Annotated in this window: 15 protein-coding genes; 6 read left to right on the forward strand and 9 right to left on the reverse strand. The window is 65.6% G+C overall.

Going from position 1 to position 15,354, the window contains the following annotated elements; genetic code table 11:
* Positions 1-43: 43 nt before the first annotated feature.
* On the reverse strand, positions 44-1,216 hold the full coding sequence (locus NUU27_RS17060; RefSeq protein ID WP_257763353.1) for an MFS transporter: 1,173 nt from the start codon (positions 1,214-1,216) through the stop codon (positions 44-46).
* Positions 1,217-1,378: 162 nt separating this feature from the next.
* Here NUU27_RS17060 and NUU27_RS17065 point away from each other — a divergent pair, with 162 nt between their 5' ends.
* On the forward strand, positions 1,379-1,723 hold the full coding sequence (locus NUU27_RS17065) for a helix-turn-helix transcriptional regulator (RefSeq protein ID WP_257763367.1): 345 nt from the start codon (positions 1,379-1,381) through the stop codon (positions 1,721-1,723).
* Between the two features lie 45 nt (positions 1,724-1,768).
* On the forward strand, positions 1,769-2,089 hold the full coding sequence (locus NUU27_RS17070) for a multidrug efflux SMR transporter (protein ID WP_257763354.1): 321 nt from the start codon (positions 1,769-1,771) through the stop codon (positions 2,087-2,089).
* Between the two features lie 3 nt (positions 2,090-2,092).
* Here NUU27_RS17070 and NUU27_RS17075 read toward each other — a convergent pair whose 3' ends face one another.
* Positions 2,093-2,854 (reverse strand): DUF4336 domain-containing protein, encoded by a 762-nt coding sequence (locus NUU27_RS17075; RefSeq protein WP_257763355.1) that lies wholly within the window; start codon positions 2,852-2,854, stop codon positions 2,093-2,095.
* Between the two features lie 304 nt (positions 2,855-3,158).
* On the opposite strand from NUU27_RS17075, the gene carB reads away from it, so the two are divergent.
* Entirely contained in the window at positions 3,159-6,653 is a 3,495-nt protein-coding gene (gene carB / locus NUU27_RS17080; protein WP_257763356.1) for a carbamoyl-phosphate synthase large subunit, read from the forward strand.
* Positions 6,654-6,656: 3 nt separating this feature from the next.
* Here carB and NUU27_RS17085 read toward each other — a convergent pair whose 3' ends face one another.
* From NUU27_RS17085 to NUU27_RS17105, 5 genes are all read right to left on the reverse strand, one after another.
* The gene (locus NUU27_RS17085; RefSeq protein ID WP_257763357.1) at positions 6,657-7,484 is read right to left on the reverse strand and encodes a DUF4238 domain-containing protein; all 828 of its coding nucleotides are present in this window, start codon (positions 7,482-7,484) and stop codon (positions 6,657-6,659) included.
* Positions 7,485-7,772: 288 nt separating this feature from the next.
* Entirely contained in the window at positions 7,773-8,231 is a 459-nt protein-coding gene (locus NUU27_RS17090) for a GFA family protein (protein WP_257763358.1), read from the reverse strand.
* Between the two features lie 172 nt (positions 8,232-8,403).
* A complete protein-coding gene (locus tag NUU27_RS17095) occupies positions 8,404-9,213 on the reverse strand; it encodes an ABC transporter permease (protein ID WP_257763359.1) in 810 nt (269 codons plus the stop codon).
* Complete coding sequence (locus NUU27_RS17100) at positions 9,210-10,220, reverse strand: ATP-binding cassette domain-containing protein (RefSeq protein WP_257763360.1); 1,011 nt, start codon at positions 10,218-10,220, stop codon at positions 9,210-9,212. Before NUU27_RS17100 ends, NUU27_RS17095 begins: the two co-directional genes overlap by 4 nt.
* 153 nt (positions 10,221-10,373) lie before the next feature.
* Positions 10,374-11,009, reverse strand: coding sequence for a lytic transglycosylase domain-containing protein (locus NUU27_RS17105; RefSeq protein WP_257763361.1), 636 nt, complete (start codon positions 11,007-11,009; stop codon positions 10,374-10,376).
* Positions 11,010-11,150: 141 nt separating this feature from the next.
* Between NUU27_RS17105 and NUU27_RS17110 the strand changes: the two genes are divergently transcribed.
* Together NUU27_RS17110 and NUU27_RS17115 are read left to right on the forward strand one after the other, a co-directional pair.
* The gene (locus NUU27_RS17110; protein WP_257763362.1) at positions 11,151-11,705 is read left to right on the forward strand and encodes a methylated-DNA--[protein]-cysteine S-methyltransferase; all 555 of its coding nucleotides are present in this window, start codon (positions 11,151-11,153) and stop codon (positions 11,703-11,705) included.
* Positions 11,706-11,882: 177 nt separating this feature from the next.
* A complete protein-coding gene (locus NUU27_RS17115) occupies positions 11,883-12,131 on the forward strand; it encodes a hypothetical protein (protein ID WP_257763363.1) in 249 nt (82 codons plus the stop codon).
* 36 nt (positions 12,132-12,167) lie between these two features.
* Here NUU27_RS17115 and NUU27_RS17120 read toward each other — a convergent pair whose 3' ends face one another.
* On the reverse strand, positions 12,168-13,022 hold the full coding sequence (locus tag NUU27_RS17120; protein WP_257763364.1) for an EAL domain-containing protein: 855 nt from the start codon (positions 13,020-13,022) through the stop codon (positions 12,168-12,170).
* 4 nt (positions 13,023-13,026) lie between these two features.
* The gene (locus tag NUU27_RS17125; RefSeq protein ID WP_257763365.1) at positions 13,027-13,944 is read right to left on the reverse strand and encodes an EAL domain-containing protein; all 918 of its coding nucleotides are present in this window, start codon (positions 13,942-13,944) and stop codon (positions 13,027-13,029) included.
* A gap of 181 nt (positions 13,945-14,125) precedes the next feature.
* On the opposite strand from NUU27_RS17125, the gene NUU27_RS17130 reads away from it, so the two are divergent.
* Complete coding sequence (locus NUU27_RS17130) at positions 14,126-15,328, forward strand: pyridoxal phosphate-dependent aminotransferase (RefSeq protein ID WP_257763366.1); 1,203 nt, start codon at positions 14,126-14,128, stop codon at positions 15,326-15,328.
* Positions 15,329-15,354: the final 26 nt, after the last annotated feature.

Raw genomic sequence — 15,354 nt, forward strand, 5'->3', positions numbered from 1 at the left:
ACGATGAACGGCCCTTATAGCCGGGAGATCCGGCCCGCGCACCTCACCCCGTCAGCGCCACCCGGCGCTCGCGCCGCGCCAGATGCAGCACGACCAGCGCCATGAGGGGAAACGCGGCGCCGGCGATGCCGAGATCGGAAACGTCCGCATATTCCAGAACCCGGCCACCGATCAGCGTTCCAAGGCCGATGCCGAAATAGATCGCCGAGGCGTTGAGGGCAAGCGTCAGCCCGGCAACGTCGGGGGCGAAGCCGACCAGCCGGCTTGCCTGCGCCGGCGGAAAGGTCCAGCCGATGAAGCCCCAAGGCACGATCAGCGCCACCAGCAGCGGCCCGGCGATGCCGTCCGGCACGAATTTCATGATCGCCGAAAAGCCGAGCGCGAAGATCGACGCGGCGAGCATCGAGCAGACCACCACACGGGTGGCGCCCAGCCGGTCGGCCAGCCGGCCGCTCGTGTAGTTGCCCAGAATCGCGCCGACCCCGTAGGCGAGCAGCACCGCCGGCAGGTATTCGGCCGGAAGCCCGACGCCGTCGACCACAATCGGACCGAGATAGGCGATGATGGCGAAACCGCCGACGAGGTAGAGCAGCGACACGAGGACGGCGCTCGGCACGCCCGGCCGGCGCACCACCATCAGGCGCTCGCCGAGCGAGGAGTGCGAGCCGGACAGATCGCGCGGCAACCAGATCCACAGCGCAGCGAGGCACAGGGCGCCCACGATCGCCAGGCCGAAGAAGGCTCCACGCCAGCCAACGAGATGCGCCAGAAGCGAGCCGGCGGGCGCACCGAAGGCCAGCGCGAAGGTGGTGCCGCCGACGACGACGGAAATCGCCGCCGCCCGCCGCTCGGGACCGGCCAGCGCGACGGCAGCGGCCTGGGCGGTGGCGGCAAAGAGCCCGCCCGCCATGCCGATCACCACCTGCGCGCCGAACAGCGGCAGAAACCCGGTGCTGAGCGCCGCGGTGAGGTTGCCGGCGGCGAAGAACGCCAGGGCGAGCGCGATCGCCCGACGCCGGTTCATCCCGCCGGTCACGGCCGAGAGAATGGGCGTGCCGATCGCATAGGCGAGCGAATAGGCCGAGACGAGATAGCCGGCCTGCGCCACCGTCACGCCCGTATCGGCGGAAATCAGCGGCAGCAGGCCGGCAAAGACGAAAGCGACCGTGCTGACTGCGAAGGCGCCGAGCGCCAGCAGGAAAAGACGTCTGTCCATGAAGGAAAAGAACCTTGTTCAAAATATATTGAACTATTGAACCTGAACGGCTCCTTTGTCAATCTGCCGGCGCCGCCTCCTGCCAGCCCATGTCAGCCCGCGCGACGGCGACACGGGGTCGCGGTGCCTTGCATCCCCCGCCGGATCGCTTAGTTTGTCCCCATCATGTTGCCGCACCCGACCGTCGACCAGATCAGCCTTCCCCATGTGCTCGCCGTTCTCGGCGATCCGACCCGGCTTGCCATCCTCGGCGATCTGGCGCGCCGCGAGGGAACGGCCCTCGCCTGCTCCAACTTCATCGACCTCGCCTCCAAGTCGAACCTGTCCTATCACTTCGCCAAGATGCGCGAGGCGGGCATCATCCGCGTCGAGCCGCGCGGCACGGCGCGCCTGATCTCGCTGCGCCGCGCCGATCTCGACGCCCGCTTTCCGGGCCTGCTCGATTCGATCATCGCCACGGCGATCACGTTGCCCCCGCCTGAAAAGCGGCTGGCGACGACCGCCTGATTTCCCCTCCGATCGCGCGTCTCGTCCCAACACAGGAGCTTTGACATGGCGTGGCTCTATCTCGGCGTTGCCGGGCTTCTCGAAGTCGCCTGGGCAACCTTGATGAAGGAATCGCACGGCTTCACGAAGCTCGCCCCGACGGCCCTGATGGCCGTCGCCATGGTCGGCAGCTTCTGGCTGCTGGCGCTCGCCATGCGCTCCCTGCCGCTCGGTACCGCCTATGCGATCTGGACGGGCATCGGCGCCGTCGGCGCCTTCCTCGTCGGCATCGCCATGATGGGAGAGCCCGTCACCGCCGGCCGCCTCCTCAGCGCCGCCCTGCTGCTGGCCGGCATGATCGGCCTGAAACTCACCTCGGGCCATTGAGCTTCAGCCGCCTTCTCCGCCCAGCAGCCAGCGGAAGGCCCGCTCCAGTTCCCGCTTCCCGTCGCGGCGATACCAGCGCCCGTGCGCGATGATCACCCGCTCCGGCGCCCAGCCGATCATCGTGCGCACGGCGGCCTTCAGCGCCGGCCGCTGCTTTGCGAAGGTCAGCCGCATGTCGCGCGGCATCCGCCCATCCGGATCGCTGACCCCGCCGATCCTGGTCAGTAGGCGCATCCACCAGGACATTCTGCCGGGCTCGAAATTCTCGATGAAATCCGTCAGCACCAGCGTCCGGCTGGCGCGGTGGAAGAACGCCACCTCGGTCATGAAGCTGCCGGTGACCGGCAGCGTTGCGATCTCCGCATCCCAGGGATAGCCGGTCGCGCCAGTGATCTCGCGCGTCGGGAAATCGATATGCCCGCGCGCCTGCTCGTGAATGCGCGGCGCCAGCCACACCGCGGCCTGCGGATAGGCGGCGTGCCAGTAGGGTATCCACCAATAGTGGATGCGGTTCGGCCCGATGATGAAACGCACCGGCCCCAGCGCGTCCACCTCGGCACGCAGATCCTCCGTCAGATGCGTCGGTGAATGCACGAACAGCCCGCCGTCGCTCAGCCGGATGATCGTCATGCGCGTCGGGAACGACATCTTCGGCCAGGGCATGCCGAAGCGGATCACCGGACCGTCGACGATCCACAGATCCTCGGCCACCGGCTTCAGCGTGTTGAGCGGCGGATAGGCCATCGGGTGCACTGGACCGCTCATCGCTCCTCCGGCTCGCGCGCGGCGCCCGCCCGCCTTTCCTCTGCCATCCGGCAGGCCCGGGCAAGCTTACACCCAACGCCCCGGCGTGCGCCATGCCACCTCTTTCGCCCGCCTGTCTCGCGCGCATCGCGGCTGCCGGCCGGTCGAGGCCGCCAAAAGCCGGCAAGAACCTGCGCAATCGTCATTTTCGGGGTTCCGTAGCGTCCCGCCATTGCCTATAAGGCCCGCCTAGCCCGACAATTTCCGCTTGGCCCTTGCGCCCGCGCGCGATGGTGCCTTGCGCACGCACACGAACGGAACCCGCATGCCAAAACGCACCGACATCAAGTCGATCCTGATCATCGGGGCCGGCCCCATCGTCATCGGCCAGGCTTGCGAGTTCGACTATTCCGGCACCCAGGCGGTCAAGGCGCTGAAGGAGGAAGGCTACCGCGTCGTCCTCGTCAACTCCAACCCGGCCACCATCATGACCGATCCGGAGCTGGCCGACGCCACCTATATCGAGCCGATCACGCCCGAGGTCGTCGCCAAGATCATCGCCAAGGAGCGGCCCGATGCGCTGCTGCCCACCATGGGCGGCCAGACGGCGCTCAACACGGCGCTGTCGCTGCGCCGCATGGGCGTCCTGGAACGCTACAATGTCGAGATGATCGGCGCCCAGCCGGAGGCCATCGACATGGCCGAGGACCGCGCCCTGTTCCGCGAGGCGATGGCCCGCATCGGGCTGGAGACGCCGCGCTCCGTGCTCGCCAACGCCACCGACGTCAAGGATGCCGATCGCCGCGAGCACGAGGCCGCGCGCCAGGCGCTGAAGGCCGAGCTATCGGGCGATGCGCTCGACGTTGCCCTCGACAAGCTCGAGAACGACTGGAATCTCGGCGAGGGCGACCGCAAGCAGCGCTACATGAACCACGCCATGGGCATTGCCGCGACCGCGCTCGATCATGTCGGCCTGCCGGCCATCATCCGCCCCTCCTTCACGCTCGGCGGCACCGGCGGCGGCATCGCCTACAACCGTTCGGAGTTCTTCGAGATCGTCGAGCGCGGTCTGGACGCCTCGCCCACCACCGAGGTGCTGATCGAGGAAAGCGTGCTCGGCTGGAAGGAGTACGAGATGGAGGTGGTCCGCGACCGCGCGGATAACTGCATCATCATCTGCTCCATCGAGAACGTCGATCCGATGGGCGTCCACACGGGCGATTCCATCACCGTCGCGCCGGCCCTGACGCTGACCGACAAGGAATACCAGATCATGCGCAACGCCTCGATCGCGGTGCTGCGCGAGATCGGGGTGGAAACGGGCGGCTCGAACGTGCAGTTCGCCGTCAATCCCGACAATGGCCGCCTCGTCGTCATCGAGATGAACCCGCGCGTCTCGCGCTCCTCGGCGCTCGCCTCCAAGGCCACCGGCTTCCCCATCGCCAAGGTCGCCGCCAAGCTCGCCATCGGCTATACGCTCGACGAGCTGGAGAACGACATCACCGGCGGCGCCACGCCGGCCTCCTTCGAGCCGTCGATCGACTATGTCGTCACCAAGATCCCGCGCTTCGCCTTCGAGAAGTTCCCCGGCTCCGAGCCCGTCCTGTCGACGGCCATGAAGTCGGTCGGCGAGGTCATGGCCATCGGCCGCACCTTCGCCGAATCGCTGCAGAAGGCGCTGCGCGGCCTGGAGACCGGCCTGACCGGCCTCGACGAGATCGAGATCCCCGGCTACGTGACCGGCGGCGATCCCTCGGAAAACAAGAACGCCATCCGCGCCGCCCTCGGCCGCCCGACGCCCGACCGCCTGCGCATGGTGGCCGAGGCGATCCGCCTCGGCACGAGCCTTGGCGAAGTGCACGCCATGTGCCAGATCGACCCCTGGTTCCTTGAGCAGATCGCGGCGATCGTCGCCATGGAGGCGCGCATCCGCGAACATGGCCTGCCCGGCGACGCGCAGAACCTGCGCATGCTGAAGGCCATGGGCTTCTCCGACGCCCGCCTCGCCTCCCTGACGAAGAAGGAAGCCGAGGACGTGCGCAAGCAGCGCCATGCGCTCGGCGTCCATCCCGTCTTCAAGCGCATCGACACCTGCGCCGCCGAGTTCGCCGCGCCCACCGCCTATATGTATTCCACCTACGAGACGCCCTTCGCCGGCGAGGCCGCCGACGAGGCGCGCGTTTCCGACCGCAACAAGGTCGTCATCCTCGGCGGCGGGCCGAACCGCATCGGCCAGGGCATCGAGTTCGACTATTGCTGCTGCCACGCCGCCTTCGCGCTGGCCGAGGCGGGCTATGAATCGATCATGATCAACTGCAACCCGGAGACGGTCTCGACCGACTACGACACCTCCGACCGGCTCTATTTCGAGCCGCTGACGCCGGAGGACGTGCTGGAGATCCTGCGCGCCGAAAAGCAGGCCGGAACGCTGCACGGCGTCATCGTCCAGTTCGGCGGCCAAACGCCGCTCAAGCTCGCCGACGCGCTGGAGAAGGCCGGCATCCCGATCCTTGGCACCGAGCCCGACATGATCGACCTTGCCGAGGACCGCGACCGCTTCCAGAAGCTGCTCGTCAAGCTCGGCCTCAAGCAGCCGAAGAACGGCATCGCCTATTCGGTCGAGCAGGCGCGCGTCGTCGCCTCCGAGCTCGGCTTTCCGCTGGTCGTGCGCCCGTCCTATGTGCTCGGCGGCCGCGCCATGCAGATCATCCACAACGAGCAGATGCTGCAGACCTATCTGCTCGACACCGTGCCCGGCCTCGTACCGGAGGAGATCCGGCAAAAATATCCGGCCGACAAGACCGGCCAGATCAACACGCTCCTGTCGAAGAACCCGCTCCTCTTCGACACCTATCTGACCGAGGCCATCGAGGTCGACGTCGACTGCCTGTCCGACGGCAAGGAGACCTTCGTCTCCGGCATCATGGAGCACATCGAGGAGGCCGGCATCCATTCGGGCGACAGTGCCTGCTCGCTGCCGGTCCATTCGCTGGCCCCCGAGCTCGTCGACGAGCTGGAGCGCCAGACCTCGGCGCTCGCCCGGGCGCTGAATGTCGGCGGCCTGATGAACGTGCAATACGCGGTCAAGGACGGCGAGGTCTACGTGCTGGAGGTCAACCCGCGCGCCTCGCGCACCGTGCCCTTCGTTGCAAAAACCATCGGCAAGCCGATCGCCAAGATCGCCGCTCGCATCATGGCCGGCGAGCGCCTGGAGGATGCCTTCGCCCATTACGGCGCCATGCCCGACATCCGCAATCCGGGCCACATCGCCGTCAAGGAAGCCGTCTTCCCCTTCGCCCGCTTCCCCGGCGTCGACACGCTGCTCGGCCCGGAGATGAAGTCGACCGGCGAGGTGATGGGCCTCGACACCGACTATGCGCTGGCCTTCGCCAAGGCGCAGCTCGGCGCCGGCGTCGACCTGCCGCGCTCGGGCACGCTCTTCGTCTCGGTGCGCGACGACGACAAGCCGCGCGTCCTGCCCGCCGTCAAGCGCCTCGCCGACCTCGGCTGGCACGTGCTCGCCACTGGCGGCACGGCCCGCTTCCTGCGCGAGAACGGGGTAGAGGCCGAGAAGATCAACAAGGTTCTGGAAGGCCGCCCGCACATCGAGGACGCCATCCGCAACCGCCAGGTGCAGCTCGTCTTCAACACGACGGACGGCCAGAAGGCGATGTCGGACTCCAAATCGCTACGGCGCGCCACCCTGATGCAGAAGGTCCCCTACTACACGACCATGGCCGGTGCGGAGGCCGTGGCGGAGGCGATCGCGGCACTGAAGGCAGGGAGTTTGGAGGTTAGGCCGCTGCAGGGGTATTTTTGAGGGTCAGGAAAAACGTATCACGGCGTCTTTGTCGCTACCGGCGATATACCTTGATTGACCCGCAATCGTTTGATTTATTTCGCTTATCTGGCTCGGCGAAAGAGGTGCTACTCGCTCTCGGCAATGATCTGGCGTCATGACGATCGCGACATCCGTGGCGATCGACAACCATATGTAGAAGCCTTTTCCTCCCAACTCAGTGCCTATCCGGGAAAGCTTCGCTACAGGCCGGCTACTAGTGATTAGAGATCCACCCTCGGAAAAATAAACATCCAAGCCAAGCTGCAAGATTCGCAGTTCTATTTCTTTGAATTCTTCAAGTATACTCCTTGCCATCAAATTCTGGAAGCACCTTCTCATCGTATTTTCCGAAAGAACACTCTCCTTTTCCTTGGCATCAACAGGACCATATAGACTTTCAAATATTTTTAAATTTTCACACCATTTTTTCTTAAAACCGTTTTCGTTCATAATATTTGACATTTCCTCAGGTGTTCGTTGCCACTGCACCGCTAAAAACCTGACTAAGCGCCGTCGTTCGCGCGCTGAAAGAGCCGGCAGGTGTTGATTTCGAGCTGCCTCAATAATTCTGGCCAGCACCGGCAAACCTTTATTTTCAACCTCACGATCCAGGCGGGTCTCAATGATTGCGTCCTTTGCCCCATCAGGACCAATCAGACTGTAGAGATGCTTCTCTCCAAATGCCTTTTTTGGCCTACTTGGCCAATATTCTCTGCGTTGGCGGTCAACTATGTGGAGCCATCCTCCAGCATCCGTGAAATTGCTGAGGAAGCTACAGGGTACATAATGATGGAAGACTGGGCCACTCATTCAGAGAACTTCCAAAGTCGGTTTTCTAATGGGCATAGCGTAAAGGCTAAAGGAAAATAATCGAAAGCAATATTCCCTCTATTGCAAATTCTTAGACTTGGCATTCGCCAAGGCGGAGATATTATCGATCTCACCCTCCGTGCCGACCGCCAATGCTGAAGATTTGCGGAAACGGTCAAAGCGCGCCTATCTCCCCCTCGCGGGGAGAAAGCGATTTCTCGGGTCTAACCGGGCGAAGCGGAGGCTAAACCTCAGAAATCGCAAGAGAAGGATCCCGAGCGGCCCCTTTCACCGTCCCGCCCACGCCGCATACTCCCGCATCAGCCCCTCATAGGCCTCCATCGGCGGCAGCGTCTCGTAGCTGTGCACCGCACCCGTCTGCGCAAAGTCCAGCTTCTCGCCCGTCCAGGTCTCGATGAACGGGGCGAAGTCCGCCGCCCCCTCCAGCATGGTCGGGCGCAGGTTGACGAACCAGTCCATGCCCTCCGGCCGCGTGAACATCCATGTCATGCAGTGCGGGCAGAAATAGTGCCGCGTGGCGCCGTGCAGGCCGCCGACCACCGGCTCGCCGGCGGTCACCGCGAACCCTTCGGCGGGAATGGCGGCCGACAGGGAGAAGGCGGACGAGCTCATGCGCTGGCAGCCAGTGCAGTGGCAGGCCATGGTCACCAGCGGCGCCGCGCTCACCCTGATGCGCACCCGTCCGCAGCGGCAGCTTCCGTCGCGGGGAAGTTTCCAGTCGCTCATCCAAGCCTCCATTCTTCGCATCCACGGCGATCATCTCACGCCACGGGGTGAGAAAAAAGGAGGGCGCGGCGAAACGAAGCCGCTCCCGAATGACGTTCATGCGTCGGAATATTTCAGCCCGGGGCGATCGCCGGCCGTGCCCCGCCACGCTGGGCGATGAGGCCGCAAGCCCTCAATTGCGCCGGTAAAGCCAGAGCACCACGGGCGCCAGGAGCACGGTGAGGAGCACCGGCGCCAGCAGCGCCAGGGCGACGTCCGCGCCGCTCGCCGTGCCGGCCATCAGGCCGCGCAGCGCGGTCGTCATGTGCGAGACCGGGTTGTTGTTGACGAAGAGCTGCAGCCAGCCCGGCATGGTCTCCGGGCGCACCATGATGTTGGAGGCGAAGACAAGCGGGAAGATGAAGGTGAAGCCGATGGTCATCACCGTCATGGGCGTGCGGATCAGAAGGCCGAGCACGAGGAAGATCCACCCCGTGCCGAAGCCGATGGCGAAGAGCAGCAGGAACGAGAGGACCACGCCCGGAAAACCCGCCTCCGGGCGGTAGCCGAGCACCAGGCCGATGCCGAGGATGATGAGCCCGGCAATGCCATGGCGCAGCACGTCACCCACCATCAGCCCGGCAAAGGGCGACAGCGACCAGATGGGCAGCGAGCGGAAGCGCTCGAACAGGCCCTTCGACAGGTCCGTCGACAGCCCCATGCCCGAATAGACCGAGTTGAACACCACGGTCTGCACGAGGATGCCCGGCAGGAAGAACTGCAGGTAATCGCCGGTCGAGCCGGCCAGCGCACCGCCGAACACGAAGGTGAAGAGCAGCGTGAACATGAGCGGCGTCATGATCAGGTCGAAAAGCTGCTCCGGCACGTGCTTGAACTTCAGCATCGCCCGCCATCCGAAGACGAGCGCATTGGAAAAGGCCGAAGGCTGCGGCGGCCGGCCGACGCTGGAGAGCGTCGCGGGGCTGATGTCGGTGCTGCTCATCGCCTTTCCTCCTGTTCGCTCTCCTCCAGCGGCTGGCCGGTGAGCGCGAAAAACACTTCATCGAGGCTCGGCGAGCCCATGGAAAAGTCGGCGAGCTCGATGCCGGCGGCGATCAGCGCGGCAAGCGCCTCGTTGGCCGCCTTCGGCGAGCCGGCGACGATCGAAAGCTGGGCGCCCTCGGGACTGCGTTGCGCGGTGCCGCCGAGCCGCTGCTCGAGGATCGCCTCGGCCTCATCGAGCCGCGCCGGATCGGCCGGCGCGACATGCAGGAAGCCGGAGCCGATCGCCGATTTCAGCTCGCGGCTCGTGCCCTCGGCGATCTTGCGGCCGTGATCGATGACGGCGATGCGGGCGGCAAGCTGGTCCGCCTCCTCCAGATACTGCGTGGTCAGGAGGATCGTCACGCCCGACTGGGCGAGCTGCCGGATCATGCTCCACACGCCCTGGCGCGCCTTCGGGTCGAGCCCGGTGGTCGGCTCGTCGAGGAACAGCAGGCCCGGCGTGACGATCAGCGAGGCGGCGATGTCGAGCCTGCGGCGCATGCCGCCGGAATAGGATTTGACCTGCTTGCCGGCCGCGTCGGAAAGATCGAAGGCGGCGAGCAACTCGTCCGCCCGCGCCTTCGCCCGGCGGCCGGCAAAGCCCCACAGGCGCGCCAGCATGATCAGGTTCTCGCGCCCCGTCAGGTCCTCGTCGAGCGAGGCGAACTGGCCCGTCAGCGCGATCGCCCCACGCACGGCCTGCGGCTCGGCGGCCAGGTCGTGCCCCATCACCAGGGCCGTGCCCGCCTCGGGCTTCGTGAGCGTCGCCAGAACCCGGATCAGCGTCGTCTTGCCGGCGCCGTTGGGGCCCAGGATGGCGAAGATGATTCCGCGCGGCACGTCGAGGTCGATCCCGTCCAGCGCTTTCACGTCGCCGAAATGCTTGACCAGCCCGCGCACCGAGATGGCGAGCGGAATGTCCTCGCGGACCAGTGACAGCGCCTTCGCCGGCGTCGCATCGTTCATGGTGCAGTCCTCCTGACAGCCGTTCCGGCCGCAGCCGGACCTGCTCCTCCGGATCCGGCAGCGCGGACCAATACACCAGTTGACCGGCGGCTTGAAACCCGCCCGGCGCGGAAGCGCCAAACCCTGCTGACATCTCCCGCCGCCGGCCGGAGGTCAGCCGCGCAGGCCCGTTTCCTTCAACAATCCCTTGCGCTTGGCGTCATAATAATAGCCGCGCGCGTAAAGGCCGACCGCCCGATCCTCGTTGCCGCCGGCCGTGATGTAGGCGCCGCGCAGATACTTGACCGCATATTTGAGGTTCGTCTCCGCGTCCAGTAGCCCGGAGGCCGGCCCGCGGTAGCCCATGGTCTGTGCCGTGTCGTGGCGGATCTGCATCAGCCCCCAGTAGCTGCGGTTGCGGGCCGCCGGATTGAAATTGCTCTCGCGCTTGACCACCCGCCGCACCAGCCGCTCGGGCACCTCGTAATGGGCCGCATAGCGTGCGATCAGCGCATCGAGCTGCGGGCTCTGCGGCTCGACATCCGACACCCCGCCGCCCATCTCCAGGGCCGTCAGCGCGGCCGCGGGCGGCCGCTGGCCGGCGAAGGCTTCCGGCTCGACCGGCCGGTCGCCGATCTGCGCCTCCTGTTCCGCAACGAGGCTGTTGGCGGCCAGCGCCGGGTCCGGCGTTTCCGTGGCGGCGCCGGATGTCCCTTGCGTGGTGGTGCAGCCCGCCATCAGCGGCAGGGCGATCAACAGGCCGAAAACAGGCAACGGAACAGACAGGGGCAAGATTTTTCCTTCGGTCACGACGCCTCCACCCGCACGGGGTTCTACAGTGCAGGGCCATTTCTGGCAATCGCCTGTCAGGAGCCGCCCCGTTCACTCTTTGTACCAGCGCGAATCCGTGCTATCGAGGTGCACCCTCGCCCTTGCAAGGATGTGGTCTGCATGTTGTCTGCCCGTCATCATGTGTTCGAAACCGAGTTCGGCTTTTGCGGCGCCGCATGGACCGCCGAGGGCCTTGCCCGCTTCGTGCTGCCGACACCCGAGCCGGCACAGGCCGCAGAGCAGTTGAAGCAGCGCCTTCCCGCCGCCGCGGAAGCCGAACCCGATGGCCCGATGGCGGAACTCGTCCTGGCGGCGCAGCGCTACTTCACCGGCTGTCGCGAAGACTTTTCCAAAATTCCGCTCGACCTGACGGGCATCGATCCCTTTCGCCGCTCCCTTTACGCGGCGATGCGCAAGCTCGGTTATGGCGAAACCACCACCTACGGCGCGCTGTGCGCCTCGGTCGGCTTTCCGAGCGCCGCCCGGGAGACCGGCGCCGCCATGGGCCGCAACCCGATGCCGCTGGTCATTCCGTGCCACCGCGTGCTGGCCGCGGGCGGCAAGCTCGGCGGCTTCTCCGCCCCCGGGGGCGTCGCCACCAAGCAGAAGATGCTCGCGCTCGAGAACGCCCGTTCGCCCGGCGCGGAGCCTGCCCAGGCCTCTTTCGCCTTTTAGCGGCGGACAGAATCGCCCCCTTGCCAGGGGACTCGCACCGCGCATAATGATGGTGATTCGCCCTGTTGGTTGCGGGGACAATCACAATCTTGCCGTCAACCGGCCATCTTGCCGGCGGCATTCACGTTCAGCGTTTTGGTGTACTGCGTCAGAGAACAGATCCGACGAGAGGGTCCCATGCGCCAAACGGTCGACAACGGCATCAAGAACCGGCTGACGGAGCCGTCTCCCATGGCCGCCGAAGTCCTGCGCCTGATGGCGCACGGCGTACCGAGGGACAGGATCGCGGTCGAACTGTCACGACAATTCTATGTCGACATCGATCTCCTGAACGCGGTGCTCCGCGCCCTGTCGACCAGGAAGAAGCCCGACGCCCGGAAGGGCCCGGACGCCGTGGACGAGGGCAAGCGGCAGGCTGCCGCTTAAACTGCAGGGCGCGACAGCGCCTGCCCTGCCACCGCATTACCGCAGCGGGATGACGACCTTCTGCGGATCGCGGAAGAAACGTTTTATTTCCACTGACTTGAGGTCGGGCATCATGCCCGCCATGGCCGGGCGGCTCAGGAGATAGCCCTGAACCATATCCGCGCCCACCGACAGCGCGACGTCCAGTTGTTCGGCCGTCTCGATCCCCTTGACCAGCACCCGCGCGCCGTCGCGATGCAGCCCGGCGACGAGCTTTGCCAGCAGCCGGGCGGCCGCCTCCAGATCGGCGATGCGCCGGAACCAGGCGCCGTCGATCTTCACCACGTCGGGCCGGATGCGCTGGATGCGGTCGAGCACCGAGTGCCCGGGCCCGAAATCGTCGACCGCCAGGCCGAACCCTGCGGCGCGCATCGCCTTCGCCAGGCTGTCCGGCACGCCTTCATGGCTTATGTCGCGCGCCACGAAGCCGCACACGATCATCTCTGCGCGAAGATCGACCTGATCCGCCCTTTCCGCCATGAAATCGATCTGCGCAAAGGCCTCGTCCCGATCGTCGGCAAGGCCCGGCTCGCAATTGAGGTGGAGCATCACATGGTCGGCGCCGATGTGATGATGATTGCCGATATGCAGTCCCCGGCACAAGGCTTTGACGCGCGCCTGCATTTCCGGCGCGACCGCCGCGAAGAACGTCTCGGGGGCCACCGGCTCGAAGTCGATCTGCGGCTGCACGAAGCCTTCGACGGCACAGGGCGTCAGGACATCCTCGGCCACGTGGTAGATCGCCTGGTAGACCGACTTCAGATGATACGGCCCAAACCGACCGGTCTCGATGCCGATCTCGTCGACGACGATGGAGCCGCCCGGAAGGCCGGGCACATTCGCGGCCGGCATGTCGTCAAATCCCGCGGCGGCCGAACGCCCGGCCAGCCCGTGCGGTCGAACGGACAGGCGCTTCCCGTGCGCCGGCGCAGGTGGGCTCGGGTGCCGGCTGAGCGGGAGCCTCACGCTGGGCCGCCTCGCGGGCGGCGCGGAACGCTCCAAACGCGGCCGGCGCCAGTTGCGGCCGCGCCAGCGCAAATCCCTGCACCATCGACACGCCGCACCGCTCGGCCGCTTCCAGCTGGCCTGCGTTTTCGATCCCCTCGAAGACGGTCCGGATGCCCCTGTCAGCGAACGTCGCGACCATGTCGGTCAACAGGGCTACGCCCGGCGCCGACGCCAGCAAACGGCAGGCCCATTCCCCGTCGAACTTGACGATGTCCGGCCCGATCGCCTCGATGCGATGCATGTCCGAGCTCTCCGACCCGAAATCGTCGACGGCCACCCGGTATCCGTAGGTTCTGAGCTCGGAAACGAAGTTGTGAAGCGTCTCGTGTGAGCCCGTCTCCTGTTCCGTGATCTCGCAGACGATCCGTTCGGCGGGCAGGTCCGTTTCGTGGAGAACGATCTGCGTGTCGCGCAGCGCGCGTCCTGTCGCGGCGGCGTCGGTGAAGTGGGACGGGTCGAAATTGAGGAACAGCGCTGCATCCGGATCCAGCCCCGATGCGGCGTTGAGCAGATGAACGGTGCGCGCCAGCCTGTCGACATGAAACCGGTCGGGTTCCGGCACACCGGCAAAGAAGGCGCCCGGCGCCACCGGCTGATGGTCGCGAAACGGCCGCACGAGGCATTCATAAGCGGTTGCAAGCAGGCGACCGTCCTTGAAGGAGAAGATCGGCTGGAAGGCGCTCTTTAAGGTATAGCCCCCCCACACGCCCATGACCGTCCCGTCCTTCTGCGGGACGACATGGGCCAAACCGATGCTGCGCGGCATTCTGCGCTTCCTCAATCGTCGCTGTTCGTTGGCGACAGACTGGCACCGAACGCGTTTATTGCCCGTTAACGCTTTGGTTCAATGGCTGGCATCCGTTGCGCCTTGCGATTTTCCTCGCGATCGGACATGAAAGGCCACGCTGGCTTCAGCGTAAATCTCACCGGAACCGGAGTTCTCCACCATGGCTTTCCTTGCCGATGCCCTTTCTCGCGTGAAACCCTCCGCCACGATCGCGGTCTCCCAGAAAGCGCGCGAATTGAAAACGCAGGGACGCGACGTCATCGGCCTGGGCGCGGGCGAACCGGATTTCGACACGCCGGACAATGTGAAGAAGGCGGCCATCGACGCGATCAATCGCGGCGAGACGAAGTACACGCCGGTTTCCGGCATCCAGCCGCTGCGCGAGGCGATCGCCGCCAAGTTCAAGCGCGAGAACAATCTCGACTACGACTGGAAGCAGACCATCGTCGGAACGGGCGGAAAGCAGATCCTGTTCAACGCGCTGATGGCGACGCTGAACGCCGGCGACGAGGTCGTCATTCCGAGCCCCTACTGGGTCAGCTATCCGGAAATGGTGGCGCTGTGCGGCGGCACCCCGGTCTTTGCCGAGACGAGCATCGACAACGGGTTCAAGCTGACGCCGGCCGCCCTCGAAAAGGCGATCACGCCGAAGACCAAGTGGCTCATCATGAACTCGCCCTCCAACCCTTCGGGCGCGGCCTATACGAGCGACGAATTGAAGGCGCTCGCCGATGTGCTGCTCGCGCATCCGCAGGTCTGGATCCTGACCGACGACATGTATGAGCACCTGACCTACGGCGACTTCAAGTTCTTCACCATCGCCGAGGTGGAGCCGAAGCTCTACGAGCGCACGCTGACCATGAACGGCGTGTCGAAAGCCTATGCCATGACCGGCTGGCGCATCGGCTATGCGGCGGGTCCGATCGAGCTCATCAAGGCCATGGACATGATCCAGGGCCAGCAGACCTCGGGCGCCTGCAGCATCGCCCAGTGGGCCGCCGTCGAGGCTCTCAACGGTCCTCAGGATTTCGTCGCCCGGAACAAGGCGATCTTCCAGGGCCGCCGTGATCTCGTGGTCTCGATGCTCAACCAGGCGCGGGGCATCAAGTGTCCGGTCCCGGAAGGCGCGTTCTACGTCTACCCGTCATGCGCCGAATTGATCGGCAAGACGGCGCCGTCCGGCAAGGTGATCGAGACCGACGAGGACTTCGTCTCCGAACTGCTGGAGGCGGAGGGCGTTGCCGTGGTGCACGGTTCGGCCTTCGGGCTCGGGCCGAACTTCCGCATTTCCTACGCCACCTCGGAAGCGCTCCTGGAGGAAGCCTGCACGCGCATCCAGCGCTTCGCGGGCTCGCTGAAATAAGCATCGGCATGCCGCCCGCCTTCCGG

It is taken from the genome of Nitratireductor sp. ZSWI3 (assembly GCF_024655565.1).
Classification (GTDB): domain Bacteria; phylum Pseudomonadota; class Alphaproteobacteria; order Rhizobiales; family Rhizobiaceae; genus Nitratireductor.

Bases quoted from the DNA above. Each gene is read 5' to 3' on its own strand.
- NUU27_RS17125 (WP_257763365.1), bottom strand. From the start codon at position 13,944: ATGCCGCGCAGCATCGGTTTGGCCCATGTCGTCCCGCAGAAGGACGGG.
- NUU27_RS17075 (WP_257763355.1), bottom strand. From the start codon at position 2,854: ATGAGCGGTCCAGTGCACCCGATGGCCTATCCGCCGCTCAACACGCTG.
- NUU27_RS17110 (WP_257763362.1), top strand. From the start codon at position 11,151: ATGTTGTCTGCCCGTCATCATGTGTTCGAAACCGAGTTCGGCTTTTGC.
- NUU27_RS17090 (WP_257763358.1), bottom strand. From the start codon at position 8,231: ATGAGCGACTGGAAACTTCCCCGCGACGGAAGCTGCCGCTGCGGACGG.
- NUU27_RS17085 (WP_257763357.1), bottom strand. From the start codon at position 7,484: ATGAGTGGCCCAGTCTTCCATCATTATGTACCCTGTAGCTTCCTCAGC.
- NUU27_RS17100 (WP_257763360.1), bottom strand. From the start codon at position 10,220: ATGAACGATGCGACGCCGGCGAAGGCGCTGTCACTGGTCCGCGAGGAC.
- carB (WP_257763356.1), top strand. From the start codon at position 3,159: ATGCCAAAACGCACCGACATCAAGTCGATCCTGATCATCGGGGCCGGC.
- NUU27_RS17070 (WP_257763354.1), top strand. From the start codon at position 1,769: ATGGCGTGGCTCTATCTCGGCGTTGCCGGGCTTCTCGAAGTCGCCTGG.
- NUU27_RS17130 (WP_257763366.1), top strand. From the start codon at position 14,126: ATGGCTTTCCTTGCCGATGCCCTTTCTCGCGTGAAACCCTCCGCCACG.
- NUU27_RS17120 (WP_257763364.1), bottom strand. From the start codon at position 13,022: ATGCCGGCCGCGAATGTGCCCGGCCTTCCGGGCGGCTCCATCGTCGTC.
- NUU27_RS17060 (WP_257763353.1), bottom strand. From the start codon at position 1,216: ATGGACAGACGTCTTTTCCTGCTGGCGCTCGGCGCCTTCGCAGTCAGC.
- NUU27_RS17115 (WP_257763363.1), top strand. From the start codon at position 11,883: ATGCGCCAAACGGTCGACAACGGCATCAAGAACCGGCTGACGGAGCCG.
- NUU27_RS17095 (WP_257763359.1), bottom strand. From the start codon at position 9,213: ATGAGCAGCACCGACATCAGCCCCGCGACGCTCTCCAGCGTCGGCCGG.